The 20876-nt window shown below is 63.5% G+C and carries 22 protein-coding genes; 11 read left to right on the top strand and 11 right to left on the bottom strand.

Annotation, left to right across the window (positions count from 1 at the left end; genetic code table 11):
• Positions 1 to 10 precede the first annotated feature (10 nt).
• The 3 genes from OKA05_RS22765 to OKA05_RS22755 are packed head-to-tail and all read right to left on the bottom strand — an operon-like array spanning position 11 to position 1689.
• Positions 11 to 157 carry a hypothetical protein gene (locus OKA05_RS22765; protein WP_264489506.1) on the bottom strand — a complete coding sequence of 49 codons (147 nt, stop codon included), beginning with the start codon at positions 155 to 157 and terminating at the stop codon, positions 11 to 13.
• Complete coding sequence (locus tag OKA05_RS22760; RefSeq protein ID WP_264489505.1) at positions 154 to 912, bottom strand: hypothetical protein; 759 nt, start codon at positions 910 to 912, stop codon at positions 154 to 156. Before OKA05_RS22760 ends, OKA05_RS22765 begins: the two co-directional genes overlap by 4 nt.
• A gap of 27 nt (positions 913 to 939) precedes the next feature.
• Positions 940 to 1689 (bottom strand): hypothetical protein, encoded by a 750-nt coding sequence (locus OKA05_RS22755; RefSeq protein WP_264489504.1) that lies wholly within the window; start codon positions 1687 to 1689, stop codon positions 940 to 942.
• Positions 1690 to 1963: 274 nt separating this feature from the next.
• Between OKA05_RS22755 and kbl the strand changes: the two genes are divergently transcribed.
• From kbl to rnhA, 4 genes are all read left to right on the top strand, one after another.
• Positions 1964 to 3160, top strand: coding sequence for a glycine C-acetyltransferase (gene kbl / locus OKA05_RS22750; RefSeq protein WP_264489503.1), 1197 nt, complete (start codon positions 1964 to 1966; stop codon positions 3158 to 3160).
• Positions 3161 to 3592: 432 nt separating this feature from the next.
• Positions 3593 to 4012, top strand: coding sequence for a globin domain-containing protein (locus OKA05_RS22745; protein ID WP_264489502.1), 420 nt, complete (start codon positions 3593 to 3595; stop codon positions 4010 to 4012).
• Between the two features lie 78 nt (positions 4013 to 4090).
• Positions 4091 to 5008 (top strand): hypothetical protein, encoded by a 918-nt coding sequence (locus OKA05_RS22740; protein WP_264489501.1) that lies wholly within the window; start codon positions 4091 to 4093, stop codon positions 5006 to 5008.
• A 93-nt stretch (positions 5009 to 5101) separates the two neighbouring features.
• Positions 5102 to 5566, top strand: coding sequence for a ribonuclease HI (rnhA, locus tag OKA05_RS22735; protein ID WP_264489500.1), 465 nt, complete (start codon positions 5102 to 5104; stop codon positions 5564 to 5566).
• A 3-nt stretch (positions 5567 to 5569) separates the two neighbouring features.
• On the opposite strand, the gene OKA05_RS22730 is transcribed toward rnhA, so the two are convergent.
• From OKA05_RS22730 to miaB, 3 genes are all read right to left on the bottom strand, one after another.
• A complete protein-coding gene (locus OKA05_RS22730; protein ID WP_264489499.1) occupies positions 5570 to 6880 on the bottom strand; it encodes a sensor histidine kinase in 1311 nt (436 codons plus the stop codon).
• Positions 6881 to 6887: 7 nt separating this feature from the next.
• Positions 6888 to 8093 carry an OmpP1/FadL family transporter gene (locus tag OKA05_RS22725; RefSeq protein ID WP_264489498.1) on the bottom strand — a complete coding sequence of 402 codons (1206 nt, stop codon included), beginning with the start codon at positions 8091 to 8093 and terminating at the stop codon, positions 6888 to 6890.
• 739 nt (positions 8094 to 8832) lie between these two features.
• On the bottom strand, positions 8833 to 10203 hold the full coding sequence (gene miaB, locus OKA05_RS22720; RefSeq protein ID WP_264489497.1) for a tRNA (N6-isopentenyl adenosine(37)-C2)-methylthiotransferase MiaB: 1371 nt from the start codon (positions 10201 to 10203) through the stop codon (positions 8833 to 8835).
• Between the two features lie 250 nt (positions 10204 to 10453).
• Between miaB and mprA the strand changes: the two genes are divergently transcribed.
• Entirely contained in the window at positions 10454 to 11311 is an 858-nt protein-coding gene (gene mprA, locus OKA05_RS22715) for a variant GlyGly-CTERM sorting domain-containing protein (RefSeq protein WP_264489496.1), read from the top strand.
• Here the strand turns inward: mprA and purN are convergent.
• Positions 11308 to 11880 carry a phosphoribosylglycinamide formyltransferase gene (gene purN / locus OKA05_RS22710; protein ID WP_264489495.1) on the bottom strand — a complete coding sequence of 191 codons (573 nt, stop codon included), beginning with the start codon at positions 11878 to 11880 and terminating at the stop codon, positions 11308 to 11310. The two genes, mprA and purN, sit on opposite strands and share 4 nt — an antisense overlap.
• A gap of 85 nt (positions 11881 to 11965) precedes the next feature.
• On the opposite strand from purN, the gene OKA05_RS22705 reads away from it, so the two are divergent.
• Both OKA05_RS22705 and OKA05_RS22700 read left to right on the top strand, forming a co-directional pair.
• Positions 11966 to 12256, top strand: a complete 291-nt coding sequence (locus tag OKA05_RS22705) for a ribbon-helix-helix protein, CopG family (RefSeq protein WP_264489494.1) — start codon at positions 11966 to 11968, stop codon at positions 12254 to 12256.
• Positions 12253 to 12636 carry a PIN domain-containing protein gene (locus OKA05_RS22700; RefSeq protein WP_264489493.1) on the top strand — a complete coding sequence of 128 codons (384 nt, stop codon included), beginning with the start codon at positions 12253 to 12255 and terminating at the stop codon, positions 12634 to 12636. The genes OKA05_RS22705 and OKA05_RS22700 overlap by 4 nt, the downstream gene beginning before the upstream one ends.
• A gap of 15 nt (positions 12637 to 12651) precedes the next feature.
• Here the strand turns inward: OKA05_RS22700 and OKA05_RS22695 are convergent, their stop codons facing one another.
• Entirely contained in the window at positions 12652 to 13386 is a 735-nt protein-coding gene (locus tag OKA05_RS22695; RefSeq protein ID WP_264489492.1) for a hypothetical protein, read from the bottom strand.
• A 166-nt stretch (positions 13387 to 13552) separates the two neighbouring features.
• Here OKA05_RS22695 and OKA05_RS22690 point away from each other — a divergent pair, with 166 nt between their 5' ends.
• The gene (locus OKA05_RS22690; protein ID WP_264489491.1) at positions 13553 to 14653 is read left to right on the top strand and encodes an aminopeptidase; all 1101 of its coding nucleotides are present in this window, start codon (positions 13553 to 13555) and stop codon (positions 14651 to 14653) included.
• Between the two features lie 77 nt (positions 14654 to 14730).
• Here the strand turns inward: OKA05_RS22690 and OKA05_RS22685 are convergent, their stop codons facing one another.
• Complete coding sequence (locus OKA05_RS22685) at positions 14731 to 15705, bottom strand: ABC transporter permease (protein WP_264489490.1); 975 nt, start codon at positions 15703 to 15705, stop codon at positions 14731 to 14733.
• A gap of 86 nt (positions 15706 to 15791) precedes the next feature.
• Between OKA05_RS22685 and OKA05_RS22680 the strand changes: the two genes are divergently transcribed.
• Positions 15792 to 16058 carry a GlsB/YeaQ/YmgE family stress response membrane protein gene (locus OKA05_RS22680; RefSeq protein WP_264489489.1) on the top strand — a complete coding sequence of 89 codons (267 nt, stop codon included), beginning with the start codon at positions 15792 to 15794 and terminating at the stop codon, positions 16056 to 16058.
• Between the two features lie 57 nt (positions 16059 to 16115).
• On the top strand, positions 16116 to 16646 hold the full coding sequence (locus OKA05_RS22675; RefSeq protein ID WP_264489488.1) for a hypothetical protein: 531 nt from the start codon (positions 16116 to 16118) through the stop codon (positions 16644 to 16646).
• 9 nt (positions 16647 to 16655) lie between these two features.
• Here the strand turns inward: OKA05_RS22675 and OKA05_RS22670 are convergent, their stop codons facing one another.
• Together OKA05_RS22670 and OKA05_RS22665 are read right to left on the bottom strand one after the other, a co-directional pair.
• On the bottom strand, positions 16656 to 17639 hold the full coding sequence (locus OKA05_RS22670) for a type II secretion system F family protein (protein WP_264489487.1): 984 nt from the start codon (positions 17637 to 17639) through the stop codon (positions 16656 to 16658).
• A gap of 42 nt (positions 17640 to 17681) precedes the next feature.
• Complete coding sequence (locus OKA05_RS22665; protein WP_264489486.1) at positions 17682 to 19505, bottom strand: rhamnogalacturonan lyase; 1824 nt, start codon at positions 19503 to 19505, stop codon at positions 17682 to 17684.
• A gap of 192 nt (positions 19506 to 19697) precedes the next feature.
• Here OKA05_RS22665 and OKA05_RS22660 point away from each other — a divergent pair, with 192 nt between their 5' ends.
• Positions 19698 to 20873 carry a glycosyltransferase family 4 protein gene (locus OKA05_RS22660; RefSeq protein WP_264489485.1) on the top strand — a complete coding sequence of 392 codons (1176 nt, stop codon included), beginning with the start codon at positions 19698 to 19700 and terminating at the stop codon, positions 20871 to 20873.
• Positions 20874 to 20876: the final 3 nt, after the last annotated feature.

Here is a 20876-nt window from a genome sequence, read left to right as displayed (position 1 = left end):
TGTCTGCTCCTCAGCGAGCCCGGTCCACCCGGACTAGCGTGAGCCAGCTCTTGCCGGTGGACTTGCCATCGGTGCCGCGTGGCGCTTCCTGAACGGATTTGACCCGCCATTGGCCCTCCTTGAGCCGGGCGATGCCTTTGGTTTTTGTCGGGGTCACTCCTGGAGGTCCAGCCTCACCAAGGTAATCCAGCGCTTGTCGGAGGGTTTGCTGTCGAGCCCGCGCGGCGGTTCCATCACCGACAGAATCTGCCACTGGCCTTCCTTGAGCCGCAGATGGGCAGTGCTGCGGAAGCAGGAGAAGGCCGGCATGCCTATCCCTAGTTCATCGGCACCGAAGGTCTCCCGGCCAAGAAAGCGGACATCCTCCACAGCGATGCTAGCGTTCCAGATCTTTTCCTGTCCGGTGGCACGAGAGATCTCAGCCTCCAAGGTCGTGCCCGTATTCCGCGTCTCGAAAGAAGTGGGCGTCGCGTGCCCCGCCAAGTTCTCCAGCCATCCGCCGAAGGTTGTGGGCTTTTTCTCCGCTAGCTGCGAAAACGTCTGCGGCCCGCAAATGAGCTCGGGCGGCTGGTACTCGGTGGGGAAAATCCGCTCGGTGACCGACTCCGCGAGCACTTTTTCGGGCATGCCAACATTGATCGCGCTGCTCAACATCAATGAGACGTCTGGCAGGCCGCCCAGACACTCTGTGCGCAGCTTCGCCAGATCTTCCGCTTTTCCAACCGAGTCCAAACGCTTGGCGGCTTCCAAGGCGGGCATCTCCCAGGTCTCAAGGCGCAGGCGAAGGTCCGGATACGGAGCTTCGGAGGGCACTGCATTCGCTGCCGGAGTCGTCTCAGGTTTCGCTTCCTTTCCGGCGACCGCGGCAAGTCCCAGCAAGCATCCTGACATCAAGATCGTTCGGATTTTCATGATCAAATGGGCGGGGGAAATGATGTTTCAGCGATCCGCATCGATTCTAACCAGCGTGACCCAACGGTCGCCGGACAGTTTTCCCTCGATTCCCCGTGGAGGCTCCATCACAGAAAGCAGGCGCCATTGGCCCTCCTTCAGCCGGGCCTCTCCCGTCAGCCGGAAGGTGTTGAAGGCCGGCATGGCCAAGTGGAGCGCCTCCGCGCCAAAAGTGTCGTTTCCCACCAGAACCACGTTTTCCAAGGCAAGACGGACGTTCCAGGTCTTCTCCTTTCCCTGCAGTGGGGTCACCTCGGCTTCCAGGGTGAGACCCGTGTTCCGGGTTTCGAAGGATGTGGGAGTGCAGTCCGTCAGGACGTTTTCCACCATCTCTGCCCAATTCTTAGGCATCTCCTGTCTGTCCGGAGCCGAAATGAAGCTGCCCGGCAGGGACGGCGGCTCGTATTCCGTCGGGTAGATCCGCTCCGTGATGCTCTCGTCCAATTTCTTGGTCGATGAGTCGATCGCCATTGTCGGGCTGAAGATCAAAGAAACGCCCGCAGCGCCTGCCAGACACTCGGCGCGCAGCTTTGCCAGTCCTGCCGCATCGTGAAGATCGTCCAAGCGCTTCGCCACTTCGAGGGCCGGGGCTTCCCATGTTTCAACCCGGAGTCGGAGAGGCTGGGCCGTATCATCGGCGAACGGATCGACTGCCTTGGATTCAGCTTCCTTTTCCTGCGCGGCGGCCCCTGCGAGTCCCAGCAGCCACCCCAGCATCAAGATCGTGCGGATTTTCATAATTGAATGAGCAAAGGGACTAAACGCAGCGGCGGCATTCCGCATTCATTTCGGCGCGAAGAAAAATGGCGCTCGGTCCGATTTTGCCCGGCTCGCATTCGTCATGGGGAATAGTTCGCAGGGATCGCAAAGAGGGAATCAGGGACGCCCAAATCACGCTCTTGTTCCAATCTATGTGTCCTTTGCGCCCATTGCGGTTAATTTTCAATTCCGCAAATCCCCTGCGCATCATTCGCGTTTCCTCCATCCCGATCCCTGCTAGACCAAGCCCGCCATGTTCTCCGACGCGCTCGCCAGCCACCTCCGCACGACGCTTTCCGAAATCGACGCCGCCGGCCTCTTCAAGCGCGAGCGGCTGATCGACTCGACGCAAAACTCGACCGTGCGCCTCAAGGACGGCCGCGAGGTCATCAACATGTGCGCGAACAACTACCTGGGCCTGGCCGACCACCCGGAAGTCGTCGCCGCCGCCAAGGCCTCGCTCGACCGCTGGGGCTTCGGCATGGCCAGCGTGCGCTTCATCTGCGGCACCCAGACCCTGCACAAGGAGCTTGAGGAAACCATCAGCCGCTTCCTCGGCACCGAGGACACGATCCTCTACCCGAGCTGCTTCGATGCGAATGGCGGCCTCTTCGAGGTGCTGCTGACCGAGCAAGACGCGGTCATTTCCGACTCGCTGAATCACGCCTCGATCATCGATGGCGTGCGCCTCTGCAAGGCCAAGCGCTTCCGCTACGCGAACAACGACATGGCCGATCTTGAGGCCCAGCTCCAAGCGGCCGATGCCGCCGGAGCGCGCTTCAAGCTGATCACCACCGATGGCGTGTTCTCGATGGACGGCATCATCTGCGATCTCGGGAAGGTCCACGAACTCGCCGCGAAGTACAACGCGCTGGTCCACTTCGACGACTGCCACTCGACCGGCTTCCTCGGCGCGCGCGGCCGCGGCACCCATGAGCACTGCGGGCTCTTCGGCAAGATCGACCTGACCACCGGCACGCTCGGCAAGGCGCTCGGCGGCGCGTCTGGCGGCTACACCTCCGGCAAGAAGGAGATCATCGACCTGCTGCGCCAGCGTTCGCGGCCGTATCTTTTCTCGAACACCATCGCCCCGCCGATCGTGGCGGCGTCGCTGAAGGTCTTCGAAATGCTGGAAGCCTCGACCGAACTCGCCGACCGCGTGAAGGCGAATACCGACTACTTCCGCAGCGCCATGGCCGGCACCGGCTTCACCATCGCTGGCAAGGATCACCCGATCTCACCGGTGATGCTCGGCGATGCCGCGCTGTCACAGCAGTTCGCCGACAAGCTGCTGGAGAAGGGTGTCTATGCGATCGGCTTCTTCTACCCGGTCGTCCCGCAGGGCAAGGCCCGCATCCGCACCCAGATCAGCGCGGCCCATACGAAGGAGCAGCTCGACAAGGGCATCGAGGCCTTCGTCGCGACGGGCAAGGAATTGGGGGTGATCTGACGTCTCGTGGGCAAGAGTCCGAGCAGGCCATCTTCCCCGGAGGGGAAGCAGCCAGTAGCCGGGGGTAAGCGGAGCGCCACCCCCGGATAGAAGACGCGATGAAGGGAACCCCGGATGGGGTTCAAGCCGGGCATGAACAACGGACGTGCCCGACATTCCTGACCTCGTTCGGACATGGTGGGGATTGTTAGATGCCCCGGTGTGCTTCCGGCCCGGCTGGAATCCCCTCCGGGATTCCTTCCGCGTTTTTATTTGATCCGGTGGTCTTCGTCGCTGCGCGGCTGCGACCACCGGCTACTCGCTGGGATCCCTCCGGGATCGCCGGATCGCCGGGACTGGAGCGCGGGGTGCGGGGTGCGGGAAAACAGGGGAAATGACCCTCTGACTCAAACTCGGCGTGCCGGAATCCGCGATTCGTGCCAGCATGCACGCGTGTTGGACCTCGAACAGAAACTCCTCCTCCGCAAGACCTTCGCCGTCGTCGAACGCCAGTCTCATGTCTCCGCACTGATGTTCTACCAGCGCTTGTTCGAACTCGACCCGATGCTGCGGCCGCTTTTCAAGTCCGACATCGAACCGCAAGCCGTCAAGCTGATGGACATGCTCGCTGCCCTGCTGGACATGTTGGAAAAACCGGACGAGCTGAATGAAATCATGGAGGAGATGGGAATTCGCCACCTCGGCTATGGCGTGAAAGACGAGCACTACGCGACGGTAGGCGTGGCATTGTTGGGGATGCTTTCCAGCGTGCTGGGGAAGGAATTCGACGCGACGACCCGGCAAGCGTGGGCCGCGCTCTATCAGCTCATCGCGGAAGCGATGCTGCGCGGCGCGGCGGGGGCGACCAAGTAACAGCCGGACTTGCCTATTCGTGAAATTCGGTGGCAACTCCCTCAGGCTCATGCGAGGGTGGCAGGATTCCCTCCCGCCATGCCTCCACCCCTCCTCTCCAATATTCCGCGCCGATCGCGAGTCTGCGCTGCTTGCGGCGTGGCGTTTCTCATGGGCGGAGCAGCGCTCGGTGCAGAGACGGTCTCAACCGATTTTGAAGGAGGCTGGGGTCCTTGGATTCCTTTCTACTCCGGAACCTGGCAGATCCAGGAACAGAGCGGGAATCACATCGCCGCACTCACGGTGGCCGGAGCCGATCGCCCTCCGGTGCGGCGACCGCGTTCCTATCTTTTCCTGGCGGGCCATTCGTGGTCCGACTGCGTCTTCACCGTTCGCGCGAAGACCGTCGAACCCAACACCACGACCGCCCGCGACGTGGTCCTCATCTTCGGCTACGCGGACGATACCCACTACTACTACGCTCACATTTCCAGCAGGGCGGACGCCGTCCACAGCGTGATCATGAAGGTGGCTGGCACCCAGCGGGCGACGATCCATGTGCAGGCAAATCCAACACCCGCACTTAACGGGAGCTGGCAAACCATCCGCGTGGAGCACGCGGCCGCCGGCACGATCCGCGTCTTCGTGGACAATCTCGTCACCCCCCGCCTGACTGCCAATGACACCACGTATCCCGCGGGGGCCCTGGCGTTCGGTTCCTTCGATGACCGGGCGCAATTCGACGACGTCGTGATTACCGGCACCGCCATCCCCGCGGATGCGCCATCCTCGCTGACGCTGGAAAGAAACGGAGCGCACGAACTCACGCTGAGCTATCCCACGCGAAAAGGGCTGACCTATCAGCTCTTCTCCGGCAGCGAACTTCCCGTCGTCACCCCGGCATCGCCGCCCACCGCGGGCCTTGGCGGAGTGGAAACCCATGCCGTGATCCTGGGGGAAGCGCCGCGCCGGTTTTTCCAAGTGACCACGACGCACCCCTTGCTGGCGCAGCCTTGAAGGGATCAGATCTTCTCCAGCGGAGCTTGGAAAACGGGAAGAAAGCATTGCATCCGGCGGGCTGCTGCCTACCCCTTGCACGCCTTTCTCCGAATGAAACGCGTGGTCATCCATACCGACGGTGCCTGCAAGGGCAATCCCGGCCCCGGCGGCTATGGCGTCGTCATGGTGTGCGGCCGCCACCGGCTGGAGCTGTCGAAGGGCTTTACCCGCACCACCAACAACCGGATGGAGCTGCTCGCCACCATCGTGGCGCTGGAAACGCTCAAGGAGCCGTGCGAGATCGAGCTGCTATCGGACTCGCGCTACGTGATCGACGCGATGACCAAAAATTGGGTCAAGGGATGGAAGGCGAAGGGCTGGCGAACGGCCTCCAACGGGCCGGTGAAGAACCAGGACCTGTGGCTGCGGCTTTCCACGGCGGCGGAAATCCACAAGGTCACATGGAAGTGGCTGCGCGGCCACGCCGGTCACAAGGAAAACGAGCGCTGTGATGTCCTTGCCGTGACCGCCGCTACCGGCCGCGGACTGCTGGTGGACGCGGGCTTCGACGGCTGACATTCACCCGTCCGCCAACTCGTGCGAAAAGCCGCGCGCCAGTACGGCGATGCGCTGCAACTCGTGCTGGCACTGGTCGTAGCGGGCTCTCAGCGGGCCGGGGGGGCAGCTTTCGCGGGCGATCTCCCATCGCATCGACTCGGCCACCAGCTCTTGCGCCAGCACGTCGTGAAGGTAGGAAGAAAAGTCATCGCGCGCCGCGGGCAGGCCGCCGGCCCAGGTATTGTGGACCAGCGACGCGAACGAGCCGGCATTGGCAGCGGCAGGGAGTTGATCCGGCCGCCGCGCGGCGATCAGTTCCAGACTGGTGGATCCGGTGACGCGTAGCACCACCGGCCGGGCGAGCAAGGCGACCAAGCCCAGCTCCAGCCAATGCAGCGGATCGACTTCTCCGTGCCAGGAAATCCGGCAGCGCACGCGGTCGGCGGTCGGCTCGGTCTCGATCACTTCGCCCGCACCGATGTGGCGGAGTTCACCACCGAGCCACTCTGGAATCTTCGTCAGGTCGTCGGGCGCCCGGCGCTCGGCCTGTAGCCGCGATTCGATCCACCCGGCGGCAACCGGCCACTCCGAAAAAACGGCTTCAAGGCCGCCGAAGCGCTCCACCCGCTCCTGCCAGCGACCGGTGATCTCCTCCGCCCGGATCCGGTCCACGCCGCGGTCCAGACGGCCGCTGGAAAGCAGCCACTCCCACAGCGTGCGGCTCGGCTCGGGCAGGCGGAACTCGATCACGGTGCCCTCGATGGGATGCACCAGCACCTCGCCTCCGCAGCGGGCCATCCGGCGGCGCATGGTCTCCATGCCGATGCCGCCGCCCTTCGCAGCGGAGATTCCACGGCCGTTGTCGGCCACGGTCACGGCACAGCCCTTTTGCCACGGCACCAGCAGCACTTCGATGCGGCCGGCCACGGCATGCTTCATCGCGTTTCCGATCGCCTCGCGCACCGCCAGGTAGAGCTGGCGGGACGCCTCGCGGCCGATGTCAGGCACCTTGCCGAGCCGCTTCAGGGATACCTCGCCACCGCCGCGGGTGAAGCCCTGGAGCTTCGCCTCCCAGCCGTGCCACGCTTGGTCGAGGGACTCCACCGCGCCCGCGTGATCGGTGGCGGCGAAGCTCTCGCTGACCGAGGCGAAGACATTCTCTAGCGATTGTCGCGGGCCCTCCGGGATTTCCGCCCGCGGGTGATTCACTCGCTCCACTAGCGCCGCCAACGGAGCAATGACCTCGCTGCGGATCCGCTCGCTGACGCGCAAGCCATCCCATGCTCCGTCCCGCCGCCGGAACGGCATCCAGTGGTCGAAGGGATCACTCATGAACGAACTACCAGAACCATCGTACCCCGGCAGAGAAGCCGTGGGCGTGATACGTCAATTTGCCATCGGCACTGGCTCCCGAGGGCAGGGCCGGCGCGCTGCCGGTGATCTGTCGGGGCTCGCCGTAGCCGTACTGATAGGTGAACTCGGCCGCCCAGCACTCCGTGCGGTAGCCGGTGCCGATGCTGACAACATGCAGGTCCACGTCGGGCAGACGCGGGTTGAAATTCGCATCCGGAGTTGTCTTCTCGGCGAACCAGTAGCCACCGCCGACCCACCAGCCGGAATCCCACTTGCGGGTCACACCGGCGCAGATGATGTAGCTGTCTTCCCAGTTCAGTGGCTCGACGATATTGCCGGCGGGCTGTTCGAGGGTGAAATTCTCGAACGAAGACCACTCGTTGTAGGTCACGTCGACCTCGAAGATCCACTTGTCGCTCGGCATCCACGAGTAGCCGAGCGTGGCTTCCAGCGGGAACTCGAGTTCGGACTCCACCGGCCCGACGGTCGCGCCGGGTGCGGGAACGATCAGCACGGTGGTCGCGTGACCCTCGTAAGTGACCGGCGACCAGTAGCGCACCGTGCCGCCGATACGATGACCTTCGAAGGGCTCCCAAGCGAAGCCGCCACCGACGCCCCAGCCGTTGCCATCGCCCTCGATGGAGAAGGTATCGCCGGGGACGAAGATGCCGCGGTTGATATCGGCGGTGCTTTCCACCGCACTCACGGACAGGCCCAGCCGGAAGGACGGCGTCACCTCGAAACCCAGCGCGGCGGTGCCCGCCATGAAGAGCAGCTCGGTATCCGTCGCGTAGGCGCGCAGCGGTGAATTGTCCGGCCATTCGTTCTTCTGGCCGAAGGGCGAATAGAGGCCGAGTCCTAGCGAAACACGATCGCCCAGCGGGGTCGAGGCGAAGGCACTGGCCGCCACCGCGGGGCCATCCTTGAGATCGGTATGGCCGCCGGCGCCGGTGTGCGCGACCTTGTAGTCGAGCACGTAGCCGGTGAGCAGCAGGTCGGAGCCCGGGCCGCTGCCAAGCATCGCGGGGTTGTAGTAAACCGCCGAGGCATTCCCATTCGAAGCGACCCCGGCATTGCCGCGGGCAAGCACTTCGGGATCGTGATAGGTGAACTCGATGCCGAGTCCGAAACCGCGGCCGGCCAAGACCGCGGAACATGCCAGACTGGCGCGGAGCACTTGGGAGGAAGTCATCACACGAGTGTTCCTAACACGGGTTTTTACGCAAGGGCCAGTCGCGCCTTATGGGAGATTCCCCCATGCCAAATCGGATATCATCCCGATGGCGCTACGTAATTCTACTTTGAATGCTGTCCCTGATTCGGGTTTCCCCTCCCTAGCCCTGATCTCCGCGCATGAACCGCCCCATCCAGAAACATCCCGATCTTTTCCCCTCCCAGGGGCTGTTTTCAAGAGATGGATCGGCTCATGCGCTCCCAAACATGCCCCCCATCGGATGAAATGGTTCGATCCAACGGGAGCAACTCGTCCCGGTCCGGCGGATCCCCGCCGGACCGAGGCCGAGGCCGGGGCGAATGGCGAGCGATCGGTACGAGTGAGCTTGTCTCCCCCGCTGTTCCGCTGGCTATCCCGCCCGCTTTGCTCCGCCTGGGGCTACCTCCCCGGATTGCTGGGGCTCTCCCAAGGAGTTCCCGGCATGATGGAAAAGCCACGTCCTCCTGAAGATTTCCGGCCCTAGGTTTCGGTGGGGTTCCGTGTCCGCGTCACTGCTCATGACCGGCTGTCACGGGATCGCCACCCGCCGGGGGTGCGCGAAGCCGGGTTCGCCCGGCCCGCGCGCTCCCGGTGAGCCGGGCCAGGGAGCGGTTTGCAAAAAGCAGTCCGCTCACTCCGCGTGCGGTCGTGGGAAGCCACAAAAGATCTCCGATCACCGCCAGATCTGCTTCGTGCCGCACTCGGAGAGTGCGGACCACTATAGGACACTGCCGTAGAGCGTGAAGCCGGTGCTTTCCTCGACCCGGATGTCGAGCAGTTGGCCGGTCAGCTTGTGGGGGTCGCCATCGAAGATCAGGATCTTGTTGGTCCCGGTGCGGCCGCTCAGGCGCTGCTTGTTGGTCTTGGAGGGACCCTCGCAGAGGACTTGCTGGACGGTGCCGACCAGCGCCTGATGCTTGGCCTTGGCGAGCTCGTTGACCACATCGAGCAACTGCTGGTTGCGGTCTTCCTTCACCCGCTCCGGGAGCTGGCCGTCCATCTCGGCGGCCGGGGTGTCCTTGCGCTTCGAGTAACGGAACACGAAGGCGTTGTCGAATTGCAGGCGCTTCACGGTCTCGATCGTGGCCTGGAAGTCTTCCTCCTCTTCACCGGGGAAGCCTACGATGATATCGGTGGTGATGGCTATGCCCGGCCGCGCGGCCTTCATCTTCTCGCAGATCTCGATGAATTTCTCGTTTTTATACGGTCGGCGCATCAACTTCAGGATGCGGTCCGAGCCGCTCTGCATCGGGAAGTGGATGTGCGAGCAGACCTTCGGCAGATAGGTGAAGGCGGCGACGAGGTCATCGCGGTAGCCGATCGGGTGCGGCGAGGTGAAGCGGATGCGCTCGATGCCCTCGATGGCGTGAACCGCTTCGAGAAGTTGCACGAAGGGCGACTTGCCATCGACCTTCTCGAACTCGGTGCGGCCGTAGAGGTTCACGATCTGGCCGAGCAAGGTGACTTCCTTCACCCCATGATCGCGCAGGCTTTTCACCTCCTCGACGATCTCGGCAATCGGCCGGCCGCGCTCTTTGCCGCGGGTGTCGGGGACGATGCAGAAGGAGCAACGCATGTTGCAGCCCTGCATGATCGAGACGAAGGCGGAGGCATTGAGATCCTTCGGGATGTGGTCGCGAATGGTGTTCTGTGAGCCTGCCTCTTCCTCCACATCGCAGACGCTTTCGCCGGTGAGCGAGAGTTCCAGCTCGTCCATCCGGCGATGGAGGCGCCGCTGGAGGATGGTGTCCACGTAGTCGAAGACCTTGTGGTACTTCTGCGTGCCGACCACCACGTCCAGGTGCGGGATCCGCTCGAAAAGCTCCGGCCCGCGGCTCTGCGCCATGCAGCCCATGAAGCCGAAGACGACGTGCGGTTTGTTCCGGCGGTAGCTGCCCATGTTGCCCATCTTGCCGAGCGCCTTTTGCTCCGCCTGGTCGCGCACCGAGCAGGTGTTCACGAGGATGGCGTCGGCATCGGTCTCGTCGCCGGTGACGGTGTAGCCGCCCTCGGTGAACATTTGCGCGACCTGTTCGGAATCGCGCTCGTTCATCTGGCAACCGTAGGTGCGGATATAAACCTTGGGCATGGTGGCGGGCTGGGCGGCGGACGCTAGCGGCCACTTGCCGGGGTTTCAAGGCGGGAGAAAACGGAACCCAAGGGACCTCGCGGGGCCTGAAAACCGGTCAAAACGCACTGCGCAGCCTATTGCCGCAGGAATTGGACAGATAAATGTATTTAAAATATGACAATCAACATTTGCCATTATTTTAAAAAACTGTAGAATTTGTCCGGGGCTCCCACCCCTTTGTTGTTGCTGTTCTCTCCCTCTTCTCCCCATGAAGTTTCTCCCCTGCCTTGTTGCGGGCATTGGCATCGCGTGCCCTGCCGGAGCCGTCGTCCTGAATATGACAAACGTCACCATCGCTGGTGAAACGCCCGATACCTTGGGCAGCGGCGGTGCGACTTTTCGCGGCGGCTTTATCAACGGCGCCCTGTTCCGAGACCCTTCCGTGGACGGAAGCGCAGGATCGGGAGTCTTCCGCGACCTCTACCGTCTCTCCCCGGCGGGTAAGGACAGCGTCGAGCAAGGCTACAACCGGCCGGGCATCATGAACACCTCGGTGCCAAACGGCTTCGATCCCTATCTCAAGTTCGGCGAACTCGTCCAAGACGCCTCGCAGAGCAGCTACATCTTCGTCATCGACATCAACGAGTCGAACAACGCCACCGACCGCTACTTGTCGCTGGACGATTTGAAGATCTGGATCGGCGGAACGACGGACCCCAATCCGCTGCCATCGTCACTCTCGGCGACGATGACCGCGCTCGGCGTGCCCGAGTTCGACATGAATCCCTCCGGCCAGCAGAATTTCGTGATGCTTGACGCAACGCTGTCCTCCGGCAGCGGCGGCGGCGACGTTTTCGTGTTCGTGCCGAAAAGCTTCTTCCCGCAGAATACCGCTCCGAACGCCAACATCTTCATCTACACGAGAATGGGTGGTTATACCGGTGCCGCCGGGTTCGGTGCAGGGGCGACGCAGGAACAGGTGTCGATTCCCGGCAAATCGATCATCGGCGGGACAGCCACCACGGTCAGCACCATCCAGTCGGGGGTTGCAACCATCCCCGAGCCCTCGACCTTCGCGGCGCTGCTGTTCGCAGGCCTGCTCGGCTTCCGCCGCCGCCGTGATTAAAGGGCGGCCGCTACCTTGCGGATCGCTTCCGGATAGAGCCGGTGTTCCTCCACTTGGATGCGCTGGTGGAGCGTCTCCGCGGTGTCATCCGGGAAGACCGGCACCTTCGCCTGGAGGATGACCGGGCCGGTGTCCATGCCACCATCGACAAAGTGGACGGAACAGCCGGACTCAGTGGCCTTGGCCTCGATGGCTTGCTTCCAAGCGGCCACACCGGGAAAGGCCGGCAAAAGCGCCGGATGGATATTGAGGATGCGATTCGGGAAGGCCTCCAGCAGCGGGGCCTTCACCAGCCGCATGAAGCCAGCCAGGCAGATCAGGTCCACCCCCGCGGCTTTCAAGGCGGCGACCGTTTCGGCCTGGGCTTCCTCGGGAAACTTCGTCCTGAAGCCGCGACAGTCGATCAGCCCGGTAGGGATCCCGGCCTTCTTCGCTCGCTCAAGAATGTAGCCTTCGGGATTGTCGGAAAGCACCAGCGCGATGTCGGCGTCCAAAGTGCCCGCCGCGATCGCATCGAGGATCGCTTGCATGTTTGAACCGGAACCGGAGCCGAGAATGCCGAGGCGCATGCCGGAAGACAAAGTGCCAGGTGAGAAGTTCCAAGTGCCAAAAGCAGCCTTGACGTGATGCTAACGTGTGGTCATTTGTTACCACATGAGTTCGCATTACCCTCGCTTGGTGCGGACCAGCATGTCGCTGGATACCGTCACGCTCGGCTTGCTCGATGAGTTGGCAAAGCGTTGGTCCACTTCCAAGGCGGAGGTCATGCGCCGTGCCGTGCGCCGTCTGAAGGAAGAAGCCGACCGCGAGGATCAGCGGCCGTCGCCCTTGGCCGCGCTGGACTGGCTACAGGATGGCGGCGGACTGAAGGTGGCCGAAGGCGAGGCCTTCAAGTCAGCCATCCGTGAGGAGCGGGAAGCCAAGCGTTACTGGTGGGAAGCATGATCCACCTCGACACGAATTTCCTGGTCGAACTGGTGACCATGGGCTCCGACGGCGGGCGGCGAATGCGTCAGTGGCTGGCGGACGGCCGCGAGATCAGCACGTGTGCCATCGCTTGGTCGGAGTTCTGCAACGGGCCGCTTTCGCGCGAGCAAAAGGACGCCGCGTTTGCGGTGCTGGGAGGGCGCATCGCGGACTTCACGTGGCGCGATGGCGAGGAGGCTGCCCGGCTCTTTAATCTCGGCGGCCGCCGACGGGGCTTGCACACGGATTGCATGATCGCCGCGAGCGCCATGGCATCCGGAGCCAGCCTCGCCACGCGGAACCACGACGACTTCACCCGCTTCATTCCCTATGGACTGAAGGTGGAGGCTTTGGATTGAATTGCCGTTTCCAGATCATGTTCCGGGTCTAACCGGCGGGATGCGGTGGCCGGCAGGACGTATTCCCTTTGGCCAGAAATAGCCGACGACTCTTGCCGGTTCCCCCGCAAAGAGGACCGTCGTCTCCTCCGACCGACTGTAGAAGCGGGTGCCAATGCGCACCGCGAAGGCCCCGGCGCCAAAGTCCTTTGCCTGAAGCCGCACCGCTGTGTCCTCGTCATCCCACAGGACATCCGGAGGACTCGCTTGCTCCTCCTCCGCCCATGGCGCATAGGCTTCGAGCAAACGCGCTCCGCTTGGAACAGCCCGCGACTTCCCACCCACGGAAATCTGTCCGTTCCTGAGATCGGCCACTTTCACCCACTCCGCTTCGGTCCATAGACCGGTCAAAGCAGGCTCTTCCGGATATGGGCCCGACGGTGATCCTTTCATCGGGCCGAACACCGCTACACAGCTCCGTAGGACGAAATTGCGCCAATCGTCGCCCAGCCACTCGCTGCCATCTACCACGCATCCGCCACCCCTCTTGGGCAGCATTGTCTGCCGGTCCAGATTAAAGGCTTGAGGGCCGGGCAAGCCGTGGAAATTGAGCGTCGCCGTGCCACGGAAGTAGCTGCCCATCGCCAGCAGCGCCGTTAGCACCAGCGGATTCGCCAAGCCGAAAACCAAGGCCCATCCCTTGCTCCGGCGCCAGAAATAGACGGCGAGTAAAAACGGAGCGACGGCTCCCAGTAACGACAGCGGTCCCATGGGAGTCATCAACCAGCAACCCACGAAGGCGAGGAGCGCGCCCACCCCGTTGAACCGCCTTTTCGTTTCCTCCATTCCCATCATTTAGTGCGACTTCGTGGAGAACTCAACCCGCCATTCATTTGGAACTTGGCCGCTCAGTTCCTGCCCGATAGGCGGTTAACTCATGCACGACGCCCGCATCGATCAGCTTGCCCGCCAGCTTGTCCGCTATTCCACCTCGCTGCAGAAGGGCGAGAAGATCCTCCTGGATCTCTACGACGTGCCGGAGTCGATCGGGCTCGCCCTGGTCCGCGAGGCGCGAGCGAAGGGCGCGCTGCCGTTCCTGCGCATCCACAACTCGCGGTTGACCCGCGAGATGCTCAAGGGCGCCGAGGATCCGCAGTATCAGGTGATGTCGAAGCACCTGCTGGCAGAGATGAAGGACATGGACGCCTACATCGCCGTGCGCGGAAGCCACAACATCGCCGAAAGCAGCGACGTGCCTGCGGCAAACATGAAGCTCGCCATGAAGCACCTGCGCCCGGTGATCGACTGGCGGGTGAAGAAGACCAAGTGGTGCGTGCTGCGCTGGCCGACGCCCTCGATGGCCCAGCAAGCGGGCATGAGCACCGAGGCCTTCGAGGACTTCTACTTCAACGTCTGCCTCGTGGACTACAAGGCGCTGGTCCCTGCTGCGACCGCGCTGAAGAAGCTGATGGATGCGACCGACCAGGTCCACATCACCGGGCCGGGCACCGACCTGAAATTCTCGATCAAGGACATCCCGGCCATCGTCTGCGCCGGCGAGCACAATATCCCGGATGGTGAGGTCTTCACCGCACCGGTGAAGGACTCGGTGAACGGCGTCATTTCCTACAACGCGCCGACGATCTATCAGGGCATTCCCTTCGACTCGATCGTGCTGACCTTCGAAAAGGGCAAGGTCATCAAGGCCGAGTCGCCCGGAAAGACGAAGGAGATCAACAAGATCCTCGATAGCGACCCGGGTGCGCGCTACATCGGCGAATTCGCGCTGGGCTACAACGCCGCGATCAAGCACCCGATGCGCGATATCCTTTTCGACGAGAAGATCGGCGGCTCCTTCCACTTCACGCCCGGCCAAGCCTACGAGGAAGCGGACAACGGCAACCGCTCGCAGGTCCACTGGGACATGGTCAACATCCAGCGCAAGGACTACGGCGGCGGCGAGATCCGCTTCGACGGCAAGGTCATCCGCAAGGACGGCGTGTTCCTGCCGAAGGCGTTGGCGAAGCTGAATGGCTGAGGCGGCGCAGCCGCGTTAAGGAGCGTGGAGATTCGGTCCACGCCGTGTCGACCGAAGGTCGACACTCCTTATGCCTTTCACCCCGCCGCGCCGGGCATGGGTGGAGGGGCGCTCGGCACATTCGGTGCGGGCGGCTTCACCCAGGCTGGAGCTTTCGGCGTGGCGTCGGCGTAAATGCCGACCAGCGCCATGCCGATGAGTCCGACGAAACCGGCGAACCCGCCGGTCATCGCCGTGGCCATGCCGATGACGAAAGGCGTGAACACCAGCAGGCCGATGACCATGTAGCTCGGCTTCACCTCATAGGCGTGGATCACCAGCCGCAACCGCGAGCGCGCGAGCGCCAAGCCGAGCAGGGTAAAGCAGATCACCACGCCCACCGCGTTCAGGTGATAGAAAACGCCGCAGCCCGGGTTTCGCCCGACATTCGCGGAAGCGGCGAGCGGGATTCCGCCGCCGAGGATCATCGATCCGGTGAACAGCACCATCACGCCGATGCGTGCGAGCAGCCCGGAGAATGACGAAGCGCCGATCGCACCGGCACACATCATGGCGGACAGGCCGATCACCGACAGCGAGCAGGCGATTTCCCGGACGAACTCGATGGCACCGACATTGTAGCGGACGATGACGTAGGGCAGCAGCGAGATGAAGGTGAGGACGCAGAGGCCCCATAGGGTGAAGAACTTCCCGCGCACCACCTTCCAGCGGTTGAGCTTGGTCAGCAGCAGCAGTTCGTGATTTCCCTCCTCCAGTTCCTGGCCCATCAGCACCAGCCCGCCGAGCGGCATGATGATCGCACAGACCACCGAGACGCCGATCCAGAAGGGACCCGACTGGGCGAGCATGGCGACATTGAGCATGCCGGTGTACTTCTCGTAGGAGTAGCCGGTGTCGTTCTGGAACTCGATGATGAGCGCGACAATCGCGAGCACCTGGATGCCGAGGAAGGGATAGACGAAGCTGGCGCGCCGCATGTTCTGACGCAGCTCCTTGACGAACATCGCGCCGAAGCGGTCGGGCAGGTCGTTGGCACTTTCCACGGTGCGCATGATCTCCAGCCGCGCGCGGCGGGCAAGCCGGAGTTCAACGGGAATTGAGGGTGCATCGCCCCGCGGAATCTGCTAACAGCCCAAGCATGGGAGACTTCATCGGATGGATTCTGCTGGGGCTCTTCGCCGGAGCCATCGCCCGGCGAGTGATCCCGGGTGAGGAAAAAGGCGGCTGCCTGGTGACCATCGTGCTCGGCATCCTCGGGGCCGTGCTCGGCGGATGGATCGGCAAGAACGTCGGCTTCTTGCCGGACAACAATCCGGGCGACTGGCTGCCGTCGCTTGGCTCGATCGCCACCGCCACCGTCGGCGCGATGATCGTGCTGGCGCTGTGGAAGTGGCTGCGGAAGTAGTGGCGCCGCGGGAGCCGGTCCGATATGCCGGGGTGCGAACGCGCAGTCATTCATCTCATGCTGACAAAGCTCAAGGACATTGCCCAAGGCCTGTTGTACGGAGAGGAGGTCAAGCCGTGGACGGAGGTATCAATCTCCCCCGACGGAAAGCAGAGCGTGCGTGTCAGCCTCCACCGGCGAAAGGACGGCCCCGAAGTTGTGTGGTTGCGGTTTTCGGACCACCGCTTTCCCGGGCGCACGGTCAACCACATCGGTCTGTCCGGCCTCGCACCTGGAGTCGTCCGGGACTGGTTCGCGACGGCGTCGCGGGTCGCGGAGGATGGAAGTGGAGCGGTGGTGAAATTACCGTTCGCGATTCGGATGGGGGTACGCTTCAACCACGGCATCCGGACGGTGAAGCTGCTGGCTGAGCTGCACGAGCCGGAGAAGACCGTGCATCTCCTCCACGCCGCTGAGGACAAGAACGGCAAGATGCAGGCGATCTACCGGCGCAGTTCCCCGGGCGACGAAGACTACTACGTCTTTCCCTTGGAGGGTCTCCGCGGGCTCGAATCCCTGCTTTCCACTTGGAGCGACGAACTGGGCTGAAGGCCGGGTTCACTCCAACACATCCTCGATCTGCTGGAGGTATCCGCCGTAGGAGCTGATGATGGTCCACGCGACGAAGAGCAGCACCGCGAAATAGACCAGCTTCGAGACCACACCCGCGGCTGTCTTCGTGCCGCGGGCGGCGTCTTCCTGATAGACTGCGGCCCAGCGGGCGAGGTCCTTGTCGAGGCTGCCGGATTCCTCCGCCGTCGCATACGAACGGGCGAAGGCGGACGGAAAGGCACCGCAGGACATCATGGTCGGCCCCAGCGGGCCGCCGTCCTTGAGAGCTTGGGCAAGCTTCTTGCCCGCATTGCGGATGATCGCGCTGTGGGAGGCTTCGCAGGAAGTTTCCACCGTCTCGTGCATCGACAGTCCGGCGAGCAGGCAGGTGTGATAGACCTTGGTGAAACGCGCCATGGCCATCGCGCGCCGGGCACCGCCAAGCACCGGGATGCGCCGCAGGAAACCGTCCAGCGCGGTGCTGCCCGAGGCACTCCGCAGCAAGGCCTTCAACCCGAGCCACAGCAAAAACCCCACCGCGTAGAGCGCCAGCACGGTGAGCACGAAATCCCGCAGGATTTCGGGAAACTCCTTCTGGCTCATCATGCCCGGAGCGAGGATGCCCACGAAAAGCCCGAGGTGCAGCAGGAATGCCGGATACGCCATCGCGCCCAAGGCCTCCCGGCGGGCCGACGCCAGCATGCCGAAGTAGTCCGCCAGATGCTGGAACGCGGGAGCCATCCGGCCGCCACGTTCGCCCGCGCCGATGATGCTGCGTTCCAGTGGCGTGATGACGCCCGCGCCGAAGGAGTCGGCGATCGACTTGCCGGCCTCCAGGTCGGCATCCATGCGGCGCAGCAGGTCCGCCTGGAGCGCCGGCAAGCGCGTGTCGAGCATCGCCCGGCCCGCCTCACGGATGCCGAAGCCGGCTTCGAGGAGCTTGGCGATCTCGGTGTAGAAAAGGTGCTTCTGCGCGGCGGAGAATGCCATGGATTCCTCCGACGCTGGCAGGCCTAACGGACGATGGGAAGGTCATTCCTTCATCCCATGTCCGAGGAAGAACGAGGGATGCGGCGGCTTGTTGTAGGAGACATTCTGCCACGCGATGGAAAGCCGGTACTGAGGATCGTGCATCAGCGTCACCAACCGGTGCTCGGTGGAAATCGTGGTGGTGTAGAGGCGTAGCGACTTACCATCGGGGGCAGGCAGCAGCAGCTCCTCGCGCCAGTCGCCGATCAAGTCCGCAGCCAGATTCGGACGGAAGCCAGCATTGCGGCCACGTCCGCCCGGCATCTCGGCGGTGAAGAGCCGTTCCTCACGTCCCTCTTCCCAGCGCCATTTGAAAATGGCAGAGCGGTCGTAGATCTCCCTCAGCAGGTCGCCATCCCACCAGATAACCCAATCAGAGCCACGTGGACACGGGCCGATTTCCTTGCCGCGGATCGTCCGCAAGCCGCCGGGGCCACCCCACACCTCAGCACCGGGATGGCGGGGGTCAATATCCGCCACGACCCCATCGCTGATGTCCTCACCGGGACTGTGACTCCACAAGCTGCTGCCGCTGCGGGCATCGTGCAGGCCCGCGCCGGGCGTTTTCAAACTGACCGTTTCTTCCTCGTTCTCCGTGACGAGATAAAGCTCCTTACCGGGCCGTTCGGGGTCGAAGTCGCCGACGTGGATCGCGTCGCCATGGCGGCGTCCGGTCGAGTAGAGGCCTTGGCCATTGTCGTCCACGGTCATCGCCTGATAGACGATCTCGTCCTTGCCGTCGTCATCGACATCCGCGACCGACAACGCGTGGCCGCCCATGCCGGAGAAGGGCGAGGCCTTCTCGAACGGCGGCCGGCTGACCCCGCTGTCGAAAACCCAGCGCGAGGTCAGCTCACCATTCTGCCAATCCCACGCGGCCAATACCGTGCGGCCATAAACGCCGCGCGACATCACGAGGCTCGGGTGCTTTCCATCTAGGCAGGCGACACAGGCGAGAAAGCGGTCGCAGCGGTTGCCATAGCTGTCGTTCCCGCCGTTTCCGCCGATGCCGCCCCAGCCATCGATCGGGTCGCGGCCGGGGATGAAATCGACGGTCTTGAGCGCGGCCCCGGTTTTCCCGTCGAAGACGGTGAGGAACTCCGGACCGGAAAGAATGCGGCCGAAGCGCTGGGTTCCCTCCTCCTTGTTCCGCCAATCCTTGGACGCGTCGCCGATGACCTTTCCGGTGCCGTCCTTCGTGCCATCGGCCGTCTTGCACGCCAATTCCGCACGGCCATCGCCGTCCAGGTCATAGACCATGAACTGGGTGTAGTGCTCGCCCTCGCGGATATTGATGCCCAGGTCGATCCGCCAGAGCCGGGTGCCATCGAGCTTGTAGGCATCGAGCACCGGCGAGCCGGTGATGCCGTTGAAAGAATTGTCCCGCCCGCGGGAGGCCTGGTGCAAGATGATCTCGTATTCGCCATCGCCATCGAGGTCCGCGGCGGAGGCGTCGTGCGGCCGGTAGTCCGGGATCGGCTGGATTGGGATCTCGATGAAGTTCTTCTCCAGCACCTTCGCGGGCTTCGTGGAGGTGCCTTCCTTGCCGTCCACGATCGGACGAATGACGTAGGCCTCCGCCTTTCCGGCACCGCGGTCGATCAGGTTGGTCGCGCCCTTCAGAGGCTCCTGATTCACCCGCTCGTCCTTCCCTCCCACCCGGCGATACAGATTGAAAGCAGCGCCCGCGGGATCGTCGCCAAGCAAGCGCCAGCCAGTGTAGACCGAGCCGTCCGCCTGGCGCACCGCGACCAGCCCCCGGTCCAGCTTTTCCATGGGCCGCGCATGAATGGGCAGCAGCAAACCGGCGAAGAGGAGGGACTTCATGAGGTATGAGAGGAAAACCGCCCGGGTTTTGTTCCACACCTTACCCCTTCGGGGGATGGGACGCGATGGCACAGCCGGGGCGGTAAAAGTTCGACAACCTCCAACCCCATCCCTTCATCTTCCCCCATGCAATGGATTTCCACGCTGGACGGCACGGGGCCGCCGGGCACCCGCGACCAGTGAGACGGACCGATGGCCAACCCCCTCCAGCCTGAAATCCTGATCGCTCATCCGTGGATGGGCCGCGGCGGTTCCGAAGCGACTGCCATGTGGACGCTGCATGCCCTGCAGGATCGCGCACGAGTGACCTTCACCACCGCTTCGCCGGTCGATTGGGAGGACCTGAATGCGACCTACGGCACCCGCGTTTTCCCGGACAAGGTCACCCTGCTCCAAGCGCCGCGGCTGCCCGGCGTGAATTCCGGGACCGTGCTGGCCTTCTGGCAACGGGCGTGGTTCGAGCGCTTCTGCCGCACGCTGGGGGAGAAATTCGACGCCTGTATTAGCGCCTACAACCCGATCCACTTCGGCCAGCGCGCGATCCAGCTCATCGGCGACTTCAGCTTCGACGAGAAATGCCGGCTGGCACTCTACCCGACCGCCACCGGCCAAGCACACCACCGGCCGTCCTTCGTGCGGCAGGCCTACCTCTCCATCGGCGAGCACCTCGCCCGTCGCCACGACGAGCCGACCCTCGCAGCGGACGATCTCGTGGTCGCGAATTCCAAGTGGACCGCCGCCCGCCTCCGCGAGCATTTCCCGCTGGACCGTGCTCCCGTGCTCTATCCGCCGTCCACCCCTGCCGGGCCGGAAGCCGCCGACCGCGAGCCGTTCAGCTTCGTCGCGATGAATCGCATCGCGCCGGAGAAGGAGATCGAAGCGATCATCGCCATTCTCGACCGGGTTCGGGCTGCTGGCCGGCCCGCGACGCTCGATCTGCTAGGCGGGTTCGGCGATGACTGCTACTCACGGCGCATCCGCCAGATGGTCGCCGAACGTGGCGAATGGGTCCGCACACCCGGCTTCCTCGGTCCGCAGGAAAAGACCGCCCTGTTTGCATCGCGTTCGTTCGGCCTCCACGCCTGCCGGGTCGAGGCATTTGGCATCGCGGTCGCCGAAATGGCCGCAGCCGGGTTGATTCCGTTCGTGCCGGCCGAAGGCGGATCCGCGGAGATCGCCGCCAACGAATCGCTCGTTTACCAGAATCCCGCCGATGCCGCCGGGAAGATCCTCGCCGTGCTGAATCAGCCGGAATCCCACGAGCCGCTGCGGCGGTCACTGCGGGAGAACGTCGCGCGCTTCGCGCCTGAACACTTTGCCGTGCGGTTGGTCGAGATCGTGCAGGATTTCCTCGGCCGGCCGATCTAAGTC

Source organism: Luteolibacter arcticus (genome assembly GCF_025950235.1).
GTDB classification, from domain to species: domain Bacteria; phylum Verrucomicrobiota; class Verrucomicrobiia; order Verrucomicrobiales; family Akkermansiaceae; genus Haloferula; species Haloferula arctica.
Note: the sequence above shows the minus strand (reverse complement) of the source record. Positions and strands in the feature narration are given on the sequence as shown.

Coding starts and splice junctions, on each gene's coding strand:
- OKA05_RS22760 (WP_264489505.1), bottom strand. CDS start 912: ATGAAAATCCGAACGATCTTGATGTCAGGATGCTTGCTGGGACTTGCC.
- OKA05_RS22755 (WP_264489504.1), bottom strand. CDS start 1,689: ATGAAAATCCGCACGATCTTGATGCTGGGGTGGCTGCTGGGACTCGCA.
- kbl (WP_264489503.1), top strand. CDS start 1,964: ATGTTCTCCGACGCGCTCGCCAGCCACCTCCGCACGACGCTTTCCGAA.
- OKA05_RS22740 (WP_264489501.1), top strand. CDS start 4,091: ATGCCTCCACCCCTCCTCTCCAATATTCCGCGCCGATCGCGAGTCTGC.
- rnhA (WP_264489500.1), top strand. CDS start 5,102: ATGAAACGCGTGGTCATCCATACCGACGGTGCCTGCAAGGGCAATCCC.
- OKA05_RS22730 (WP_264489499.1), bottom strand. CDS start 6,880: ATGAGTGATCCCTTCGACCACTGGATGCCGTTCCGGCGGCGGGACGGA.
- OKA05_RS22725 (WP_264489498.1), bottom strand. CDS start 8,093: ATGACTTCCTCCCAAGTGCTCCGCGCCAGTCTGGCATGTTCCGCGGTC.
- miaB (WP_264489497.1), bottom strand. CDS start 10,203: ATGCCCAAGGTTTATATCCGCACCTACGGTTGCCAGATGAACGAGCGC.
- mprA (WP_264489496.1), top strand. CDS start 10,454: ATGAAGTTTCTCCCCTGCCTTGTTGCGGGCATTGGCATCGCGTGCCCT.
- purN (WP_264489495.1), bottom strand. CDS start 11,880: ATGCGCCTCGGCATTCTCGGCTCCGGTTCCGGTTCAAACATGCAAGCG.
- OKA05_RS22705 (WP_264489494.1), top strand. CDS start 11,966: ATGAGTTCGCATTACCCTCGCTTGGTGCGGACCAGCATGTCGCTGGAT.
- OKA05_RS22700 (WP_264489493.1), top strand. CDS start 12,253: ATGATCCACCTCGACACGAATTTCCTGGTCGAACTGGTGACCATGGGC.
- OKA05_RS22695 (WP_264489492.1), bottom strand. CDS start 13,386: ATGGGACCGCTGTCGTTACTGGGAGCCGTCGCTCCGTTTTTACTCGCC.
- OKA05_RS22690 (WP_264489491.1), top strand. CDS start 13,553: ATGCACGACGCCCGCATCGATCAGCTTGCCCGCCAGCTTGTCCGCTAT.
- OKA05_RS22685 (WP_264489490.1), bottom strand. CDS start 15,705: ATGCGCACCGTGGAAAGTGCCAACGACCTGCCCGACCGCTTCGGCGCG.
- OKA05_RS22680 (WP_264489489.1), top strand. CDS start 15,792: ATGGGAGACTTCATCGGATGGATTCTGCTGGGGCTCTTCGCCGGAGCC.
- OKA05_RS22675 (WP_264489488.1), top strand. CDS start 16,116: ATGCTGACAAAGCTCAAGGACATTGCCCAAGGCCTGTTGTACGGAGAG.
- OKA05_RS22670 (WP_264489487.1), bottom strand. CDS start 17,639: ATGGCATTCTCCGCCGCGCAGAAGCACCTTTTCTACACCGAGATCGCC.
- OKA05_RS22665 (WP_264489486.1), bottom strand. CDS start 19,505: ATGAAGTCCCTCCTCTTCGCCGGTTTGCTGCTGCCCATTCATGCGCGG.
- OKA05_RS22660 (WP_264489485.1), top strand. CDS start 19,698: ATGGCCAACCCCCTCCAGCCTGAAATCCTGATCGCTCATCCGTGGATG.